12 protein-coding genes are annotated in these 19,366 nt (G+C 72.5%); 4 read left to right on the forward strand and 8 right to left on the reverse strand.

Annotation, left to right across the window (positions count from 1 at the left end):
- From BU198_RS28405 to BU198_RS28430, 6 genes are all read right to left on the reverse strand, one after another.
- Positions 1-641 (reverse strand): ROK family protein (locus tag BU198_RS28405; protein ID WP_188299720.1); only part of this gene is annotated, 641 nt, incomplete at its 3' end.
- A gap of 82 nt (positions 642-723) precedes the next feature.
- On the reverse strand, positions 724-3,765 hold the full coding sequence (locus tag BU198_RS28410; RefSeq protein WP_188299721.1) for an alpha-mannosidase: 3,042 nt from the start codon (positions 3,763-3,765) through the stop codon (positions 724-726).
- A gap of 33 nt (positions 3,766-3,798) precedes the next feature.
- On the reverse strand, positions 3,799-5,055 hold the full coding sequence (locus BU198_RS28415; RefSeq protein WP_188299722.1) for a glycoside hydrolase 5 family protein: 1,257 nt from the start codon (positions 5,053-5,055) through the stop codon (positions 3,799-3,801).
- Positions 5,056-5,111: 56 nt separating this feature from the next.
- Positions 5,112-6,038 (reverse strand): carbohydrate ABC transporter permease, encoded by a 927-nt coding sequence (locus BU198_RS28420; protein ID WP_188299723.1) that lies wholly within the window; start codon positions 6,036-6,038, stop codon positions 5,112-5,114.
- A gap of 4 nt (positions 6,039-6,042) precedes the next feature.
- Positions 6,043-6,915, reverse strand: a complete 873-nt coding sequence (locus BU198_RS28425; protein WP_188299724.1) for a carbohydrate ABC transporter permease — start codon at positions 6,913-6,915, stop codon at positions 6,043-6,045.
- A 226-nt stretch (positions 6,916-7,141) separates the two neighbouring features.
- A complete protein-coding gene (locus BU198_RS28430) occupies positions 7,142-8,431 on the reverse strand; it encodes an ABC transporter substrate-binding protein (protein ID WP_188299725.1) in 1,290 nt (429 codons plus the stop codon).
- 160 nt (positions 8,432-8,591) lie between these two features.
- On the opposite strand from BU198_RS28430, the gene BU198_RS28435 reads away from it, so the two are divergent.
- From BU198_RS28435 to BU198_RS28450, 4 genes are all read left to right on the forward strand, one after another.
- Positions 8,592-9,713 (forward strand): LacI family DNA-binding transcriptional regulator, encoded by a 1,122-nt coding sequence (locus BU198_RS28435; protein WP_188299726.1) that lies wholly within the window; start codon positions 8,592-8,594, stop codon positions 9,711-9,713.
- Between the two features lie 250 nt (positions 9,714-9,963).
- Positions 9,964-12,408, forward strand: a complete 2,445-nt coding sequence (locus BU198_RS28440; RefSeq protein ID WP_188299727.1) for an endo-beta-N-acetylglucosaminidase — start codon at positions 9,964-9,966, stop codon at positions 12,406-12,408.
- Between the two features lie 23 nt (positions 12,409-12,431).
- On the forward strand, positions 12,432-16,658 hold the full coding sequence (locus BU198_RS28445) for an NEW3 domain-containing protein (RefSeq protein WP_188299728.1): 4,227 nt from the start codon (positions 12,432-12,434) through the stop codon (positions 16,656-16,658).
- Complete coding sequence (locus BU198_RS28450; protein WP_188299729.1) at positions 16,655-17,353, forward strand: hypothetical protein; 699 nt, start codon at positions 16,655-16,657, stop codon at positions 17,351-17,353. The genes BU198_RS28445 and BU198_RS28450 overlap by 4 nt, the downstream gene beginning before the upstream one ends.
- Before the next feature lie 74 nt (positions 17,354-17,427).
- Here BU198_RS28450 and BU198_RS28455 read toward each other — a convergent pair whose 3' ends face one another.
- Complete coding sequence (locus BU198_RS28455) at positions 17,428-17,940, reverse strand: GNAT family N-acetyltransferase (RefSeq protein ID WP_188299730.1); 513 nt, start codon at positions 17,938-17,940, stop codon at positions 17,428-17,430.
- Complete coding sequence (locus BU198_RS28460) at positions 17,931-19,190, reverse strand: XRE family transcriptional regulator (RefSeq protein ID WP_188299731.1); 1,260 nt, start codon at positions 19,188-19,190, stop codon at positions 17,931-17,933. Before BU198_RS28460 ends, BU198_RS28455 begins: the two co-directional genes overlap by 10 nt.
- Positions 19,191-19,366 lie beyond the last annotated feature (176 nt).

A 19,366-nucleotide genomic window follows, 5' to 3' on the forward strand; every position in this document is an offset into this window, starting at 1 on the left:
GTCCGGTCGCCGTCCACCGGCTGCCAGCCCCGGGCGAGGGCCCGGCGGGCGATCGCGGTGCCGCTGGCGAGGCCCTCCAGGCAGCCGCGGGAGCCGCACGGGCAGGGCTCGCCGTCCAGGTCGACGGTGATGTGGCCGAGGTGGCCGGCGTTGCCGCTGGGGCCCGGCCGCACCGCGCCGTCGAGCACCAGTCCGGCGCCGACGCCGGTCGACACCACCAGGCAGAGCGCTTGGTCGGCGCCCCGGGCCGCGCCCTGCCAGTGCTCGGCGGCGGCCATCGCCACCCCGTCGCCGGCGAGGCGGACGGGCAGGGTGCGGGCTGCCACCGTCGGGTGGGCGGCGACCGCGGCGGCCAGCGGGAAGTCGCGCCAGCCGGGGATGTTGACCGGGCTGACGGTGCCGCCCGCGAGGTCGACGGGACCGGCGCTGCCGATCCCGACGGCCGTCACGGCGGCCCAGTCGGCCGTCCCGGCGAGCCGGTCCAGCACCTGGTGCACCACGGCGAGCACGGCCGGGCCCGGCTCGGTGGCCGGTGTGGGCAGCTGGAGCCGGTGCCGCAGCCGTCCGTCGGCGTCGACCAGTGCCCCGGCGATCTTGGTGCCGCCGATGTCGAGGGCGGCGAACAGCGGGGTGACGGGCACGGTGGGCTCCAGGAGGGTCGATGGAGGGTGGCGCCCCGGCCGCGGGGGCCGAGGCGCCGAACAGCGTACGTGGAGCGGCCGGTCAGCGGGCCGCGCTGAGCCGGAGCGTGACCAGCTCGAACGGGCGCAGCGCGAGGCGCACCGCGCCGTCCTCGACCGTCACCTCGCCGCGGGTGCCGTCCCAGGGCCGCTCCAGCAGGTCGCAGGGGACGGCGCCGGCCAGCGGGAAGGAGGTGGTCAGCCGGCCCCTGGCGCGGCCGCCGCCGGCCTCGTAGACCCGGACGATCAGGTCCCCGCTGCGGTCGTCGGCGAGCTTGACGGCGCTCACCACCAGGGCGTCGTCGTCCAGCTCCACCAGCGGCGCGACGTGCTCGGCGGTGCCGGTGACCGTCCGCTCGGGCAGGCCGATCCGGTAGCCCTCGCGGACGGCGTCGCCGATCGCGGCGCCCGGCACCAGGGCGTGCCGGAAGCGGTGCAGGCCCTGGTCGGTCTTCGGGTCGGGGAAGCGCGGGGCGCGCAGCAGCGAGAAGCGGACCGTGGTGGTGGTGCCGCCGTCGTCGGCACGCACCGCGCGGGTGACGTCGTGGCCGTAGGTCGAGGCGGTGACCAGGGCGACGCCCCAGCCGGGCTCGTCGAGGTGGACGAAGCGGTGGTTGCAGGCCTCGAACTTGGCGGCGTCCCAGCTGGTGTTGGTGTGGGTGGGCCGGTAGAGGTGGCCGAACTGGGTCTCGGCGGCGTAGCGCTCGGTGTGGATGTCCAGCGGGAACGCGGCCTTGAGGAACTTCTCGGTCTCGTGCCAGTCGACCTCGGTGCCGATGTCCAGGCGCTGCTCGCCCGCCGGCAGGGTGAGGGTCTGGACGACGGCGGAGGAGCCGAAGGAGCGGGCGATCCGCACCGTGGCCGCGGTGGCGGAGACGGTGGCGGTGAGCGAGTCCACGCCGGTCAGGTCGGTGACGGTGTTGCGGTAGAACTGGTCCACGTCCCAGGCGTCCCACATGTTGGGGAAGTCGGGGTGCAGCTGGAGCAGGTTGGCCCGGCTGCCGGGGGCGACGGTCTCCCGGCCGGTCGCGAGCTCGACCGCCGAGGCGATCAGGCCGTCCGCGTCCACGACCACCTCCAGCAGGCCGTTGCGCAGCGTGAAGCCGCCCTCGGGCCGTTCGACGGCCTCGCAGGCGCCGTCCGGCGTGCCGAGCGGGGCGGCCCCGCCGGCCGGCACCGCCGAGCGGGCGTGCGGCGCCGCGTTGAACACCAGCTCGCGCCCGCCCGAGGCGGCCCCGGCCAGCGCCTGCTGGGCCGCGCCGATCAGCCCCTCCAGCTCCCCGGCGAGCGCCGCGTACGTGGCCTCGGCCTCACGGTGCACCCAGGCGATGGAGGAGCCGGGCAGGATGTCGTGGAACTGGTGCAGCAGCACGGTCTTCCAGATCCGGTCCAGCTGCTCGTACGGGTAGGCCGCGCCGGTGCGCAACGCGGCGGTGGCGCACCAGAGTTCGGCCTCACGCAGCAGGTTCTCGCTGCGCCGGTTGCCCTGCTTGGTCTTGGCCTGGCTGGTCAGGGTGGCGCGGTGCAGCTCCAGGTAGAGCTCGCCGACCCAGACCGGCGGGTTCGGGTACTCGGCCTCGGCCTTGGCGAAGAAGTCGGCGGGGTTCTCCCAGCGGACGGTGGCCGAGCCTTCCAGGTCCTTCATCCGGGCCGCCTTGGCGACCATCTCGCGGGTCGTGCCGCCGCCGCCGTCGCCCCAGCCGGTCGGGGCGAGCGAGTGCCGGGCGACGCCCTTGTCCTTGAAGTTCCTCGCCGCGTGGGCGATCTCGCTGCCCTTCATCGAGCAGTTGTAGGTGTCCACCGGCGGGAAGTGGGTGAAGATCCTGGTCCCGTCGATGCCCTCCCAGAGGAAGGTGTGGTGCGGGAACCGGTTCACCTGGCTCCACGAGATCTTCTGGGTGAGCAGCCACTTGGAGCCCGCGTTGCGGATGATCTGCGGCAGGCCGCCGGTGAAGCCGAAGGTGTCCGGCAGCCAGGCCTCGTGGTTCTCCACCCCGAACTCGTCCAGGAAGAACCGCTTGCCGTGGACGAACTGCCGGGCCATCGCCTCCGAACTCGGCATGTTGGTGTCGGACTCGACCCACATGCCGCCGGCCGGGACGAACCGGCCCTCGGCCACCGCCTTCCGCACCCGGGCGTACACCTCGGGGCGGTGCTCCTTGATCCAGGCGAACTGCTGGGCCTGGGACATGGTGAAGCGGAACTCCGGCTCGTCCTCCAGCAGCGCGGTCATGTTGGCGGTGGTGCGGGCCACCTTGCGGACGGTCTCGCGCAGCGGCCAGAGCCAGGCCGAGTCGATGTGGGCGTGACCGATCGCGCTGATCCGGTGCGCGGACGGCACGGCGGGCGCGGCCAGCACCGCTTCGAGCTGTGAACGGGCGGCGGCCGCGGTGCCGTTGACGTCCTGGAGGTCGACCGCGTCGAGGCAGCGCTCGACCGCGCGCAGGACGTCCCAGCGGCGGGCGCCCTCCACCGGCAGCTCGGCCATCAGCTCGCCGAGCACCTCCAGGTCCATCACCAGCCGCCAGACCGTCTCGTCGAAGACGGCGAGGTCCATCCGGGCCAGCTTGTACTGCGGCTGGTCGCCGGCCGTCTCCTTGTCGCCCAACTCGGTGGGCAGGAAGGGGTGGTAGTCCAGGATGACGGGATTGGAGGCGGCCTCGACGTGCAGCAGCACCTGCTCGCCGCCGGCCGCGGGGGCGGCGATCCGCACCCACTGGTTCTGCGGGTTGAGGCCCTTCACCGGGGAGCCGTCCGGCCGGTAGACCAGGCCCTCGCACTGGAAGCCCGGCATGTTGGCGTCGAAGCCGAGGTCGATCAGCGCCTCGACGGTGCGCCCGGCCCAGTCCTGCGGCACGGTGCCGGTCACGGTGATCCAGCTGGTGCCCCAGGGCGCGCCCCAGGCGTCGCCCACCGCGATCGGGGTGCGCGGGGCGGCCAGGCCCTCGGCGACCGGGACGGGCTCGCCCGGAGCCGTCCAGATGCCGACCTCCAGCGGGACGGACTCGGGGTACACGGCCGGACGGATGCGCTCGTCCAGGACGCGCTTGAGGCGGGACTCGACCAGGGTGCGGTCATCGTGCATGTCAGCGGGCTCCGTTGCGTGCTGGGTGACAGATCAGGGAGAACGTACGTCGTCGGGGTGGACCACCTCGGTGATGCCGCGCGCGGCGAGGTGCTCGCGGTCCCCGGCGTGTTCGGCGAGCACCGCGGTGGGGCGGGCACCCGCTTCGGCGAGGCGCATGAACGCCTCGTACACCGGGCCGCCGGGGCCGCAGACCGAGCGCCGCGGCGAGGTGACCTCGTCGCCGGTGGTGACCACCACGGCGGTGCCGCGCGGCTTCGGCGGCTGCCAGGAGCGGCGGGCCTCGGCGGCGGCCTCGGCGAGCCTGGCGCCGGCCGGCTTGACCGTCCGGTCGGTGGTCAACAGGCCGAGGCTGTACTCCAGTTCGGGGAAGTCGGCGAGCGAGCGGTCGACGTCGTGGGAGCACCACCAGGTGACGCCCCACAGGTCCGGGCAGTCCAGCACGGCCGCCACGGTGTCGCCGGTGAAGCGTGCCGCGTCCCCGGCGGTGATGTGCGGGGCGGGCGCGCCGACCTCCTGCAGCCAGACCGGGCGGGCCGGGTCGTCCGCCCAGGCCTTGGACAGTTCGACCAGGTACGCGGCGTGCTGCGCGGTGGCGGTGGAGTGGGCGCCGTAGCGCTGGGCGGTGCCGTTGAACACCCAGGAGTGCACGGCGGTCGCGGCGCCGATCCGGGCCGAGTGCCAGGGGGTGAACGGGTGCTCGTCCAGGTACCAGGCCGCGTCGTACGAGGCGTGCAGGTGCAGCCCGCCGGGGGCGCCCTGCTCGCAGGCGTCGAGCATCCGGCGCAGCCAGGCCTCGGCCTCGGCGGGGGTGGCCCGGTCCGGGTCGGGGTGCGGGGCGCCGGAGAACTGGTTGATCTCGTTGCCGAGCGTCATCCCGAGGAAGTTGGGCCGCTCGCGCAGCGCCCCGGCGAGGGTGCGCAGGTAGGCGGCCTGGCCGTCGAGCACCTCGGGGTCGGTGAAGATGTTGCGCCGGTGCCAGGTCCGGGTCCAGGACGGCAGGAAGTCGAAGCTGGACAGGTGGCCCTGGAGGCCGTCCACCGCGACGTCGAGGCCGCGTTCGCCGGCCGCGTCCACCAGGGCGGTCAGCTGCTCGACGGCGCGCGGGCGGATCAGGGTGCGGTTGGGCTGGAAGACCGGCCAGAGCGGGAAGACCCGCACGTGGTCCAGGCCGAGGGCGGCGATGGAGTCGAAGTCGGCGCGCACGGCGTCGAGGTCGAAGTCGAGCCAGTGGTGGAACCAGCCGGCGCTGGGGGTGTAGTTGACGCCGAAGCGCGGAGCGGTGGTCATCGGATGGCTTCCTCAACGGGTTTGGGGCGTACGGACGGTGGGCCGACCCTTGACGGCTAGCCCTTGACGGCTCCCTCCTCGACGCCCTTGAAGAAGAAGCGCTGGCAGACGCCGAACACCACGACGATCGGCAGGAAGGCGATCATGGTGCCGGCCGCGATCAGCCGGGGGTTGGCGGAGAAGGTGCCGTTGAGGTACTGGAGCCCGACGGTGAGGGTGTACTTCTGCGGGTCGTTGAGCACGATCAGCGGCCACAGGAAGTCGTCCCAGGCGCCGATGAAGGTGAAGATCACGATCACGCTGAGCATGCCCCGCACGTTCGGCAGCCCGATGTGCCACAGCCGCTGCCAGACGTTGGCGCCGTCCACCAGGGCGGCCTGGTCGAGCTCGGCCGGGACGGCGGCGAAGGCGGTGCGCATCAGCAGCACGTTGAGCATCGCGATCGAACCCGGCAGCGCCACGCCGGCCAGGCTGTCGGCCAGGCCGAGGCCGCGCACCAGCACGTACTGGGAGACGATGGTGACCTCGCCAGGCAGGATCAGGGTGGCGAGGAACAGACCCATGACGAGCTTGGCGCCGCGGAAGCGCAGCCGGGCGAGCGCGTAGCCGGCCAGCGTGCAGCCGATGACGTTGCCGGTGATGCAGACCACGGCGACGATCACCGAGTTGAGCGCGTAGGTCCAGACCGGGATGACGTCGGCGACCTTGCCGTAGTTGTCCAGGGTGGGCTGCTCGGGCAGGAAGCTCGGGGTGCGGGTGTAGACGTCCTCGGTGGGGCCCTTGAGGGAGGTGGACAGCTGCCACAGGAACGGGCCGATGACCAGCAGCAGGACCAGTACCAGGAGCAGGTAGCGGGTGACGGTCTGGGCGGTGGAGGGGGTGTTGAAGCCCCGGCCGGCCTTGCGGGCCTCGGCCCTTCCGGCCCTTCCGGCGGTCCCGGCGGGTTCGGTGGGCCCGGGGGCCTTCGTACGGACGGTGGTCATGGGCTCAGGCCGCCTTCCGGTTCAGCCGCATCAGGAACAGCATCGGGCCGAGGGTGATCACGAACAGCAGCAGGCTCAGTGCCGAGGCGTAACCCAGGTGGCCGTTGAAGCCGCGGCTGTACATCTGGATCAGCATCACCACCGACATGTCCCGTCCGCCGGGGCCGCCCAGGCCGTTGGAGAGCACGTACAGCTCGGAGAAGACGCGCAGCGAACTCACCGAGATCAGCGCGGAGATGAGGATCATGGTCGGGCGCACCCCGGGCAGGGTGACGTGCCGGAACCGGTGCAGCGGACCGGCGCCGTCCACGGCCGCCGCCTCGTGCAGCTCGCGCGGGACGTTGGCGAGGGCGGACAGGTAGATGACCATGTAGTAGCCGAGGCCCTTCCAGACGGTCAGGGCGATCGCGCTGAACAGCAGCAGCCAGCGGTCGGTCAGGAAGGGGACCGGGGAGTCGGCCAGCCCGGTCTGCCCGAGCAGGCCGTTGACCAGGCCGCGGTCGTCCAGCACCCAGCCCCAGATCAGCGCCACCACGACGGCGGAGGCGATCACCGGGGTGTAGAACGCGGTGCGGAAGAACGTGATGCCGGGGATCTTGCGCTGCACCAGCAGGGCGATCAGCAGCGGCAGGACGGTCAGCAGGGGCAGGCAGACCAGCATGAACACGATGCTGTTGAGCAGGGCGTCGGCGAGCTGGTCGTCGTCCAGCAGCCGGCCGTAGTTCTCCAGGCCGGTGAACTGCCCGCCGCCCAGCGGCTTGGCGTTGGTGAAGGACAGGATCACCGTGTTGACGGCCGGCCACAGGTTGAAGACGGCCAGCCAGACTATCGCGGGCCCGGCGAGCAGCCAGGGGGTGAACCAACGCCGGTGGGTCATGCGGTTGCCTTCCTGGGGCCAGGGGTGGTGCGGGTGATTCCCGGGGAGCGGCGGGTGCGGGGGAGGCCCGCCGCTGCGCCGGTACGGGGTGGGGCGTCGCGGGGGTCCGGCGGGGTGCCGTGCGGCTCCGGCCGGATGCCGTGGGTTCCGGCGTCGCGCCGTACGGTTCCGGGCCTCGCGCCGTGGGGTCCGGCGAGGCCCGGGCGGCCTTCGTGCCTGCCGGGGCTCAGCCCTTGAGCAGCTTGTTGCACTGCTCGACGGCCGAGTCCAGCGCCTGCTTGGAGCCGGTCTCGCCGCTGATGGCCAGCGCGAACTGCTGCTTGATGATGGTGCCCATCGCGTCGTCCACCGCGACGGGCTGGATCAGCTCGGCCTTGGCGAGCGAGGTGAAGGCGATCACCTTGGCGTCGCCCGCGTTGGTGCCGTCGCTCTTGCTGAAGAACGGGTCGCCGGCGGACGCCTTGGTGGACGGGAAGACGCTGGTCAGGTGGGCGAAGGCGGCCTGGTTCTCGGGGCTGGTCACCCAGCGGGCCAGGGCCACCGCGGCGGCCGGGTTCCTGGTGTTCTTCGGGATGGACAGACCCTGGACGTACAGCGGCGGGGTGCCCATCGCGGTGGACGGGACGACCTTCGGGGCGAGGGTCGGGTTGTCGGTGGCGAGGCTGGTGATGAAGTTGCCGCCGCCGGTGGTCCAGGCCGCGGTGCCGGAGCTGAACAGCTTGGAGTTGCCGGCGTAGGTGTCGGTCAGCACCCCGTTCGGCATCAGGCCCTCCTTGAACGCGTCGCGGTACTTGTCGAGCAGCGCGGCGGCCTCGGGGGTGTTGAAGGTGAAGGTCTTCCCGTCGTCGGACATGATCTTCACGCCGATGTTGTACAGGTCGCCGATGCCGGGCTTGCGGCTCATCAGGTAGGCCTGGCCACCGGACTTCTCCTTCATCACCCGGGCCTGGGCGATCAGTTCGTCCAGGGTGGCCGGGGGCTTCTGCGGGTCCAGGCCGTTCTTCGTCAGGAGGTCGGAACTCCAGTAGTTCACATCGGTGTTGAGGTACCAGGGGTAGCCGAAGGTGCCCTGGTGGCCGTTGAACCGGTAGGCGTCCACCCCGCCGGAGACGTACTCCTCGGCGAGCTTGGGATCGGCCTTGGCGACGTCCAGCAGGACGTCCTTCTTCGCCAGCGGGAAGGCGAAGTCCGGCGGGAGGTTGACCACGTCGGGCAGGCTGCCGGCGGCGGCCTGGCTGAGCACCTTGTCGGAGTAGCCCTCGCCGGGCTGGTCGAGCCACTCGACCTCGACGCCGGGGTACTTCTTCCTGAAGCCGTCGATCACGCCCTGCATGTAGTCGGTGAACTTCGGCTTCAGCGCCCAGGTCTGGAGCGAGACCTTGCCCTTGACCTCGCCGGTGGCGGCCGCGCTCGCGACCGCGTCGCTGTCCTTGGTGTCGCCGGAGCCGAGTCCGCAGCCGGTGAGCGCGGCGGTGGCGAGTGCCGTCGTGGTCAGTGCCGCCCAGATTCTTCGCATGAGGGTCTCCCGGTCCTGAGGGTGGGTGGGGGATCGTGCCGAGCTTCGGGGGTGATGGGGGTGGTGGGGGATTACTGAACCTGAATTACTAAACCGGTCTAGCTATGGCAGGGACTATGCTCCCGCCTAAACTTGGCTGTCAAGAGAGGAGACGCGTTTCGTGGGCAGACCGACGATCGCCGACATCGCCCGCCAGGCCGGTGTCTCCAAGGGCGCGGTGTCCTTCGCGCTCAACGGCCGCCCTGGCGTCAGCGAGACGACCAGGGCCCGGATCCTGCGGGTCGCCGAGGAGATGAACTGGCGCCCGCACAGTGCCGCGCGCGCCCTCGGCGGAGCCAGGGCCGACGCCGTCGGGCTGGTGATCGCGCGCCCGGCCCGCACCATCGGCGTCGAGCCGTTCTTCAGCCAACTGCTCTCCGGGCTCCAGGCGGTGCTCTCGGCCGGATCGGTCGCGCTGCACCTGATGGTGGTCGAGGACACCGCCGCCGAGATCGAGGTCTACCGCCGCTGGGCCTCCGAGCACCGGGTGGACGGCTTCATCGTGGTCGACCTCCAGGTCAGGGACCCGCGGCTGCCGGTGCTGGACGGGCTCGGGCTGCCCGCGGTGGTGCTCGGCGGGCCGGGCAAGGGCGGCAACCAGCTGCGGATCTGGGCCGACGACCGGGAGGCGATGCTCTCGATCGTCGACTACCTGGCCGCGATCGGGCACCGCAGGATCGCCCACCTCGCCGGGCTGCCGCACTTCCAGCACACCCAGCGGCGGATCCGCGCCCTGCGCGACGCCTCCCGCCGGCTCGGGCTGGAGGAGGCGGTGTCGGTGCCCACCGACTTCAGCGACGCCGAGGGCGCGGCCGCCACCAGGACCCTGCTGTCCCGGGCCGGGCGGCCCACCGCGATCGTCTACGACAGCGACGTGATGGCCGTCGCGGGGCTCGGCGTGGCGGGGGAGATGGGCGTCACGGTGCCCGGCGAGCTGTCCATCGTCTCCTTCGACGACTCGGTGCTCGCCCGGATCGTCCACCCGCCGCTGACCGCGCTCAGCCGGGACACCTTCGCGCTCGGCGAGCAGGTCGCGCGCAGCCTGCTGGCGGAGCTGGACGAGGCGGGGCCGGGGCGGGACCTGCGGATGCCGACCCCGCGGCTGACCGTGCGGGAGTCCACCTCGCCGCCGGGTGCCGTGCCAGGGGCCTCGGACGGCGGTTCCGCCGGTGATCAGGCCGTCCGTTCCCCCGCGGGCGTGGTTGTTGCGCGCATCGTTGACAGCGGTTCTGAACCGGTTTAGCCTCGCAGCGCCGAGCGGGCCCCGCTCGGCGCGCTCCACCGCACCACGGCCGGCTCCCGCTGCCCGTCCCGCCGTTCGTCCTGCTGCTCATGCCGCTCCCCGCCGCGCCACCCGAACGCCGAGGAAGCCGGGCAGCGGTGCGGCCCCCGAGCCCCACACCATCCAGCACCGGCACGCCCACATGCAGCCGGGCCCCCGTCCACGACGGCGGGCCCGCCCCCACCCTCCTCCGCTCGATCGGAGCCACCGCATGTCACGACGCCTCCCCCTGCTGCTCAGCGCCGCCCTCGCGACGGCCGCGCTGACCGTCACCCCCGCCGCATGGGCCGACCCGATACCGGCCGCGGCGCCCGCCGCCACCGCCGGCCAGGGCACCCAGCCCTTCGCCTCGTACTGGTACCCCGACACCATCCTGAACTGGGACCCGGCCACCGACCCGGACGCCCGCTTCAACCGCTCCCGCGTCCCGCTCCAGCCGCGCACCGGCGACCCGGCACTGCGGGCCAACCCCAACGCCCGCGCCGGCGAAGGGAAGATCGCCTCGCTGGTCTCCTTCGGGCCGACCTCCAACAACCCCTCGCAGGGCTCCGCGGACCCGAACTACTACGCCTTCGGCTACTGGCAGTACGTCGACAAGCTGGTGTTCTGGGGCGGCTCGGCCGGCGAGGGCCTGATCCTCGCCCCCAACCCGACGGTGATCGACGCCGCCCACCGCAACGGCGTCAAGGTCTACGGCACGGTCTTCTTCCCACCCGGCGCGTACGGCGGCCGGCTCCAGTGGGTGCGGGACTTCGTCCAGAAGTCCGGCAGCCGCTACCCCGTCGCCGACAAGCTCGCCCAGGCCGCGCAGTACTACGGCTTCGACGGCTGGTTCATCAACCAGGAGACCGGCGGCGGCGATTCGGCCCTGGCCGGCGAACTGCGCAACCTGATGCAGTACACCAAGGCGCAGAGCGGCACCGATTTCATGTGGTACGACGCGATGACCACCTCGGGCGCGGTCAGCTGGCAGAACGCCCTCACCTCGGCCAACTCGCCGTTCCTGCAAGAAGGTTCCAAGCGCACATCGGACTCGATGTTCCTGAACTTCAACTGGTCGGCGAGCGGGCTGAACTCCTCCCGGACACTGGCCAGGCAGCTCGGCCGCAGCGAGTACGACCTCTACACCGGCATCGACACCGAGGCCAACGGCTACAACACCGGCGTGGACTGGAACACCCTCTTCCCGGCCGGGAAGCCGCACACCACCTCGCTCGGCCTCTACCGCCCGGAGTGGACCTGGAAGTCCGCCACCGACCGGGCCGACTTCTACGCCAAGGACGCCCGCTACTGGGTCGGCGCGAACAACGACCCGTCCCGGACCGACCTCTCGGCGGGCTGGCCGGGCCTGGCCGGCTACGTCGCCGAGTCCTCGCCGATCACCGCCAAGCCCTTCGTCACCAACTTCGACACCGGGCAGGGCGACTTCTACAACGCCGCCGGCGCCCGGGTCGCCACCGGCGGCTGGAACAACCTCTCGCTCCAGGACGTCCCGCCCACCTACCGCTGGGTGGTGGAGTCGAGCGGCAGCAGGCTCACCCCGTCCGTCGACTTCACCGACGCCTACCAGGGCGGATCCTCGCTGCGGCTGAGCGGAAAGCTGGACGCCGCCAACACCGTACGGCTGTACCAGACCAAGCTGCCGGTCGCCGCGAACACCAGGCTGGACCTGGTGGTCAAGACCCCGGCCGCCGGGCCCACCAGGCTCAAGGCCGCCGTCTCCTTCACCGACGCGCCGAGCACCTTCACCACGATCGACGTCGGCGCCAACTCCGGTACCGGCTGGGAGCGGCACAGCCTCGACCTGTCCCCGTACGCGGGCCGCACCATCGCCCAGATCGCCCTGCGGGCCGAGGGCAGCGACCCCGGGTACGACCTGCGGGTCGGCCAAGTGGCCGTCTACGACGGCTCGGTGGAGACCCCGGCGGCACCGGCCGGCCTCACCGTGCTCGGCGCGGCCGACGTGACGCCCGGCTCCGGCCAGTCCCTGCGGCTGTCCTGGACGGCGGCGCCCGGCGGCAACGTGCACCACTACGAGGTGTACCGGCGCAACGCGGACGGCAGCCGCACCTTCCTCGGCGCCACGCCCAACGACGCCTACTTCGTCGGGCGGCTCGACCGGGCCGGCGGCGAGAGCGCCACCACGCTGGACGTCGAGGCGGTCTCCACCACCTACGGCCGCTCCACCGCCGCCTCCACCACGGTCGGCTGGAACGGCACCCCGCCGACCTCCACCAACCTGGCGCTGAACCGCCCGGCCACCGCCTCGGGGCAGTGCAACGCCGACGAGGGCCCGGCCAAGGCCGTCAACGGCAGTGTCAGCGGCGGGACCGCCGACAAGTGGTGCGCCCTCACCGCGGCCAAGTCGCTGGAGGTGGACCTCGGTTCGGCGAAGCCGCTGTCGAAGTTCGTGGTCAAGCACGCCTCGGCGGGCGGCGAGAGCACCTCGTTCAACACCCGCGACTTCGCCATCCAGGTCCGGTCCGGCACGAACGACCCCTGGACGACGGTCGCCGACGTCACCGGCAACACGGCCGGCACCACCACCCACCCGGTGAACACCACCGCCCGCTACGTCCGGCTGGTGGTCACCACGCCCACCCAGAACGGTGACCCGGCCGCCCGCATCTACGAGTTCGAGGCCTGGGGCGCGTAGCCCCGGCCGGAAAGGAGGCCCCCGTGCCGGTCACCATCACCGCCGTCGAGAGCACCGACCTGTTCGTCGGCCCGGAGGAGGCCCCGCGCCAAGTCCTGCGGGTGAGGCTGGAAGGCCCGGCCGCCAGGATCACCGTCAACGGCCCGGGCGTCCGCGGCGAGGCTACCGGCACGGGGCCGGTCGACGTCCCGCTGGAGATCAGCGGGGCCTCGCCCGGCGACCGACTGCCGGTCGTCGTCAGCGTCGTCAGCGTCGTCAGTGCCTCCGCCGAATCCTCCGCCGAACCCCCCGCCGAGGCCTCCGTCGAAGCCCTGCTCGACGTCGCCGAGCCGGGCTGGACGATGTTCCTGGTCTCGCACTTCCACTACGACCCGGTCTGGTGGAACACCCAGGCCGCCTACACCTCCCCGTGGGAACTGCTCTCCGCCGACGCCACCACCCGGCCGCTCTGGGAGCGCAACGGCTTCGCCCTGGTCGACGCGCACCTGGACCTCGCCCTGCGGGACCCGGTGTACAAGTTCGTGCTCGCCGAAGTCGACTACCTGAAGCCCTACTTCGACCAGCACCCCGAAAGCCGCGCGACACTGCGCCTGCTGCTGGAGCGAGGGCAGGTCGAGCTGGTCGGTGGCACGTACAACGAGCCGAACACCAACCTCACCGGCGCCGAGACCACCATCCGCAACATCGTCTACGGCATCGGCTACCAGCGCGACATCCTCGGCGGCGACCCGCAGACCGCCTGGCAGCTCGACGTGTTCGGGCACGACCCGCAGTTCCCCGGCCACCTCGCCGCGGCCGGCCTCACCGGCAGCGCCTGGGCGCGCGGCCCGTTCCACCAGTGGGGCCCGATCCAGAAGAACTTCCGCGAGGCCAAGGACGACGCCCGGGTGATGCAGTTCCCGAGCGAGTTCGAGTGGATCGCCCCCGGCGGCGAGGGCGTGCTCACCCACTACATGCCGCACCACTACTCGGCCGGCTGGTGGATGGACTCCTCCGCCGACCTCGCCACCGCCGAACAGGCCGTCTACGAGCTGTACCGGAAGCTCAAGCCGGTGGGCGCGACGAAGAACCTGCTGCTGCCGGTGGGGACGGACTACACCCCGCCGAACAAGTGGGTCACCGAGGTCCACCGCTCCTGGGCCGCCAAGTACCTCTGGCCCCGGTTCGTCTGCGCCACGCCGCGCGACTTCCTGGACGCCGTGCGCGCCGAACTCGCCGTCACCGGGCGCCGGCCCAGCCCGCAGACCCGGGACATGAACCCGGTGTACACCGGCAAGGACGTCTCCTACATCGACACCAAGCAGGCCCAACGGGCGGGCGAGGTCGCGGCGGTGGACGCGGAGAAGCTCGCCACGCTCGCCTCCGTCCACGGCCTCGGCCGCTACCCGGCCGCCGCCCTGGACAAGGTCTGGCGCCAACTCGCCTACGGCGCGCACCACGACGCGATCACCGGCTCCGAGTCCGACCAGGTGTACCTGGACCTGCTCGGCGGCTGGCGGGAGGCGTACGACCTGGCGTCCGGGGTGCTGGACGCGGCGCTGGACGCGCTCACGGCGCGGATCGCCACGGTGGGGGCGGGCGAGGCGATCGTGGTGACCAACACCCTCTCCTTCGACCGGACCGGCCTCGTCGGCGTCGAACTCCCCTCCGGCGTACGGTCGGTACGAGTGCTCGACGACCAGGGCGAGGCGGTGCCGAGCGCCGTCGACCGGGGGACGCTGCGCTTCCTGGCCACCGACGTGCCCGCGCTCGGCTGGCGCACCTGGCGGCTGGTGGAGGGCGCAGCGGAGCAGCCGTGGACGGCCGCCGACGGCTTCGTGATCGAGGGCGGCCGGTACCGTGTCACCGCCGACCCGGCGCGCGGCGGTGGCCTCAGCTCGGTGCGGGACCTGCTGCACGACCGGGAGCTGATCCAGGACGGCCGGATCGGCAATGAGCTGCGGGTGTACGAGGAGTACCCGCAGCACCCCGACTTCGGCGAGGGCCCGTGGCACCTGGTGCCCAGCGGCCCGGTGGTCGGCTCCGGGGACGCCGGGGCGTCCGTCCGCCGGGAGACCGGGCCGCTCGGCGAGCGCCTGGTGATCGAGGGCACGGTCGACTCCGTCCGCTACGAGCAGACCGTCACGCTCTGGCACGGCCTGGAGCGGGTGGACTGCCGCACCCGGGTGGTCGACTACTCCGGTGCCGACCGGCTGCTACGGCTGCGCTTCCCGGTGGACGTACCCGGCGGGCTGCCGGTCAGCGAGGTCGCGGGCGCGGTCGTCGGGCGCGGCTTCGCGATGCCGGACGTGGACTCGGCGGAGGCGCCGTGGACCCTGGACAACCCGGCCAACACCTGGTTCGGGCTCGGCGCCACGGCGCGCGTCGACCTCGCCGACCCGTCGGGCGCGGTCGTCGGCTCGCGCGCCCTCGGCGTGGCGGAGGTCGTCGTCCCCACCCTGGACGAAGCGGCCGACGCCCGTCCGCTGGTCGTCGCGCTCGCCCGGGTCGGGGTCACCGCAACCACCTCGGGGGCGGACTGGGCCCGGTACGGATGGCTGGACGTGGACTCCAACCTGCCGGACTTCCGGATCGTCGTCGGCGGGCCCGAAGCCAACGAGGCGGCCGCGGAGTTGCTCGCCTCGGCGGGGGAGGAGTACGCGGCCGCGCTGAAGGCGCACGGCGCGGTGTGGGTGCCCGCGGTGACCCCGCTCGCCGAGGTCTGGCGCCCGGACGCCGACCTGCGCGACCTGCGGGCGCTGCCGGCGCTCGTCGTCTCCGACGTGGCGGCGCTGGTCGACGACCTGGCCGACGCCCGTCTCACCGTCGTCTGCCCGTCGCCGGTGTCGGACCAACTGGCCGACCACACCGTCGCGTTGCTGAGCTTCGGCCTGCCCGGGTTCGCCGTCGACACCACCGGAGCGCTGCACCTGTCGCTGATGCGCTCGTGCACCGGCTGGCCCTCCGGCGTCTGGATCGACCCGCCCCGGCGTACCCTGCCCGACGGAGCCTCCTTCCAACTCCAGCACTGGACCCACGAGTTCACTTACGCGCTGGTGGGAGGGGACGGCGACTGGCGGGACCAGACGCTGCCCGCCCAGGGGCAGGAGTTCAACCACCCGCTGTACGCCCGGATCGCCCCGGCGCAGGAGGGGCCGCTGCCGGCCACCCTGTCCTGGCTGCGGGTCGAGCCGCAGCGCGAGGTGCTGCTGGGCGCGCTCAAGCCGGCCGGGAACCCGATCGCGCACGGCTCGGCGGCCGCGGTCGGGGGCGATCTCACCGTCCGCCTGGTCGAGTCGACCGGCCTCGGGCGGACGGCGCAGCTGGGCGGCGCCCTCGGCCTGAGCGCGCTGCGGCCAGCCGACCTGCTGGAACGGCCACTTCCGGCCGGCGGCCCCGCTCTCGACCTGCCCGGCTCGCGGATCGCCACCCTGCTCGCCTCCCCGACCGTGTCGGCTCCGGCGGCCGAGACGGACCTCGGCCCGACGGCGGAGGTCGCCCAGCCCGTCCACGCCCGCTACTGGCTGCACAACCGTGGCCCGGCGCCGCTCGGGTACCTGCCGGTGTCCGTCGGCGCCTCGCCCGGGCTGCTGCGGACGTCGGGCGAGCCGGTGACGCTGTCGGTCGCCCTCTCCTCGCAGCTGCGGGACGCGGCGGTCGAAGGCACGGCCAGGGTGCTGCCGCCCGAGGGCTGGACGACCGGCCTCGGCAGCCGCCCGTACCGACTGGAGGCGGGCGGCCACCTGCGCTTCCCGGTCACCCTCACCCCACCGGCCGGGGCCGAGCCGGGGCTGTACTTCGCGGCCGTCCGGATCGAGCACGACGGTCAGCGGATCGAGGACGTGGTGACGATCGCCGTGGGTGATCTGCCCGAGCTGCTGCCCGTGGCAGGCGACACTCCCGAGGACTGGACGATCGCCCAGGGCACCAAGGCTGAGGTCGGGCGCGACACCGGTCTGGACGTCGGGGTCTCGCACGAGACCCTGCGGCTGGCCCCGGGCGGCCGGGTCGCGCTGAGCCTTCGCCTCGCCAACCGCACGCGCGGCGAGATCCGGGGCGAGCTGCAACTGGTCTCGCCGTGGGGCACCTGGGAGGCCATCGCCGACCCGGTGCGCGGCTTCTCCGTCCCGGCCGGCTCTTCCGCGACCGTGGACTTCGCGCTCGCCGTCCCCGAGTCCACCGACCCGGGCCAGTACTGGGCGCTGGCGAAGGTCATGTGGTTCGGCCGTTGCCAGTACGGCCCGACCGTCGCCCTGGTGGTGGAGGCATGACCACGCTCGGCCTGCTCGACGGAGTGCCCCTCTCGCGGACGGCTCTCGACCACCGCCTGACCGCGCTCCGGAGCAGCCCGCGCGCCACCGCCCTGCCACAGCCGGGGAGTTCGGAGGACCAGCAGCTGACCCGGTGGGTGGCGCAGGTGCTGCTGACGGAGGCGCTGTGCGAGGCGGTGGCCGCGGAACGCGGCCTTCCCGTCCGCTCCTCACTTCCTGCCCACCTCGACCAGCAGGCCGCCGTCGAACTCGGCTCCATCACGGCGGCGGCGTACGAGGGCAGCGCGGCCGTCCGCGCCGTCTACGAGGCGGTCACCGCCGGTGTCGAGCCCGCACCGGCCGACGTCGCCCGTTATCGCAGCATGACCGCCTGTCCTCCGGCCACCCGCTGGCATCTCGCGCTGCCCGACAGCGAGTTGGAGGCCGACCCCGAGACGCTGCCCACGGCTCTTGCCGAGGCTCTCCGTGCAGCGCCGACGGGTGAGTGGGTCACCGCCGGCCCCTGGAAGGCCGTACTCCTGGAGGTCACCACGCCCGCGCATGCCCCCGATCCCACCTCGGCTCTGCGAGAGGCCGCCCGCCGAGCAGAGTTCGTCCGCTGGCTCGATGGGGAGAGGGCCCGACGCCTCACCCTGGTCGAGGGCCTGGAACACCCGGGAGACCCCGCCCAACCCGACAACCACCACCGCCACTGAGCACCCACCCACGCCCGCCGCGCTCGCCCGAGCGCGGCGGGCGAAGTGGCCACGTGGCGGCTCGGGCCGGCCGGTCAGCGCAGAGTGCGGACCATGACGGCGTAGAGGGGGGCGTCTTCGAACGGGCGGTGCTCGCCGACCTTCCGGTACGACCAACGCTCGTACATCGCCTGGACACGGTCGTGGGTGACGTCGACGTAGAGCACGGCCAGCGCCTCGATCCGGTCGGCCAGCAGCGCCTCGTGGGTCTGCTCGGCAACGCCGAGCTTCCGCCAGTCGGGGCGCACCATGACTTCGGACACGGCGAACGTCGACGGGTCGGCGGGCGACGACATATGAGGGCGCCACCACTCGCGGCCGTCTTCGAGCGGAGCGCCATAGGAGTATCCGACCGGTTCGTCGTCGTCGAAGGCCATGGCACAGCTGTAGCCGGACCGGGAGGTCCAGTGCTTGGCGAACCACGGGAATCGCTGGACGAAGGGGTCGTCGCGTTGGTCCCGATAGGCATCCGCGTGGATGTCGACGAGCAGCTGCGCGTGGTCGACAGGCAGGCTGCCGGCCTCGTAGCGACGGAGGGCTATCGCCATGGGGTTTCTCCTCTGGCGTGGATTCGGTCGGTCCACTCTCGCGTAGCCGCCGCGCCCGGCGCCAGGGTGATCAGGCCGCGATGGAAGTCACCGAGCAGCGTGCGGAGCCTGGGCGGAAGCGGGTCGGCGCCCATGAGGGTGTAGACGCCGGTGGCGGTGGCGGTGGCCTGTTCGACCTCTCCCTGTCCGAGCTGAGCGAGTGCCAACCGGGCCGTGGCGGAGGCACGGTTGCGGCGGAACTGCGCGGGGATTCCGGCCAGGGCGCGGTGCGACGCGCTCTCGGACTCCGCGCTCTCTGCGAGGTGCTGATGGACGACGGCGCTCAAGGCGAACAACTCCGCTGACCCGTAGAAGTCGGTCCAGGCCGGCCGCTCGCGACTGTCCGCGCGGCCCAGCGCATCTCGGGCGTGCCCGAGGCAGCGGAGGGCGGTTTGCCGGTCGCCCGCCGTGGAGTGCGCGATGGCGGCGCGGGCGTGTCCGAGTGATGCGAGGAGAGGATCGCGCCGGGTTGCTCTGCTCTCCTGGGCGGCGCGGGCTGCCGACAGCGTTGCGGACGGACTTCCTCGCTGATAGCCCACCATGGAAAGGCAGTTGAAAGCCCGCATTGCGGTCACGTGGTCATTTCCGAGGCCGACGAGGCGCAGAGCCGCCTCGAAATGCCGCTCCGCGGAGTCCAGGCGGCGGTCGTCGATGCACGAGAATCCGGCGGTGGCGGTGTAGTCGGCGGCCAGGCTGTAGAGGCGCCGCTGGACGCTGTCGCTGATCGTTCGGTCCACCTGGCCGAGAGCCTGATCGGCTCCGGCCAGCGCGGCTCCCTCCAGTGATCCGTGTCCGCCACGGTGGTCATCGAGCGCGGTGAGGGCCTTGAGACTCTCCCTGAGCCGGTCGACGTCGGTGTGACCGACGGAGTGGCTTCGGGAAACGGCGGAGGATGGGAGGGCTGCGGCGGCCGATGCGGCGAGGAAGTTTCGGCGGAGCACAGGTTCCTCCCGTGGTGATCGGGGTTGGGCGGTACGAGGTGGGACGAAGCCGAGTTGCTCGGGCGTGCGCTTCAGCGCGCGTTCAAGTGCGGTGCGGATTCTGCCTTGTGGCCATCGGGACTGCCCGGAGAGCCAGGTGGCCACTGTCCTCACCGTGAGAGTTCCGGGGCATCCGAGGGTCACGAGTTCGTGGTTGACCATGCGCGCCAAGCCGGCCCGCGTGAGGCCCAGATCCGACATGACGGCGCGCAGTTCGGGATTTCCTCCCATGCGCACAGCGTATCCCGATGCTCACGCATCGCATGCGCCACAGGTAAAGAGTGAGTCAGATTTTCCCTCGCGGGGCGCGCTCGGCGGGCCGGCTTTTCACTCGCTGCCGACGGTCGATTGGAGTTGAGTGAATGTCAGGAACGGCCGGGTGTTCGCACGCCGACGGTCCATGTCGC

Origin of the sequence: Streptomyces sp. CBMA156, assembly GCF_014596515.1 — a bacterium.
GTDB lineage: Bacteria > Actinomycetota > Actinomycetes > Streptomycetales > Streptomycetaceae > Kitasatospora.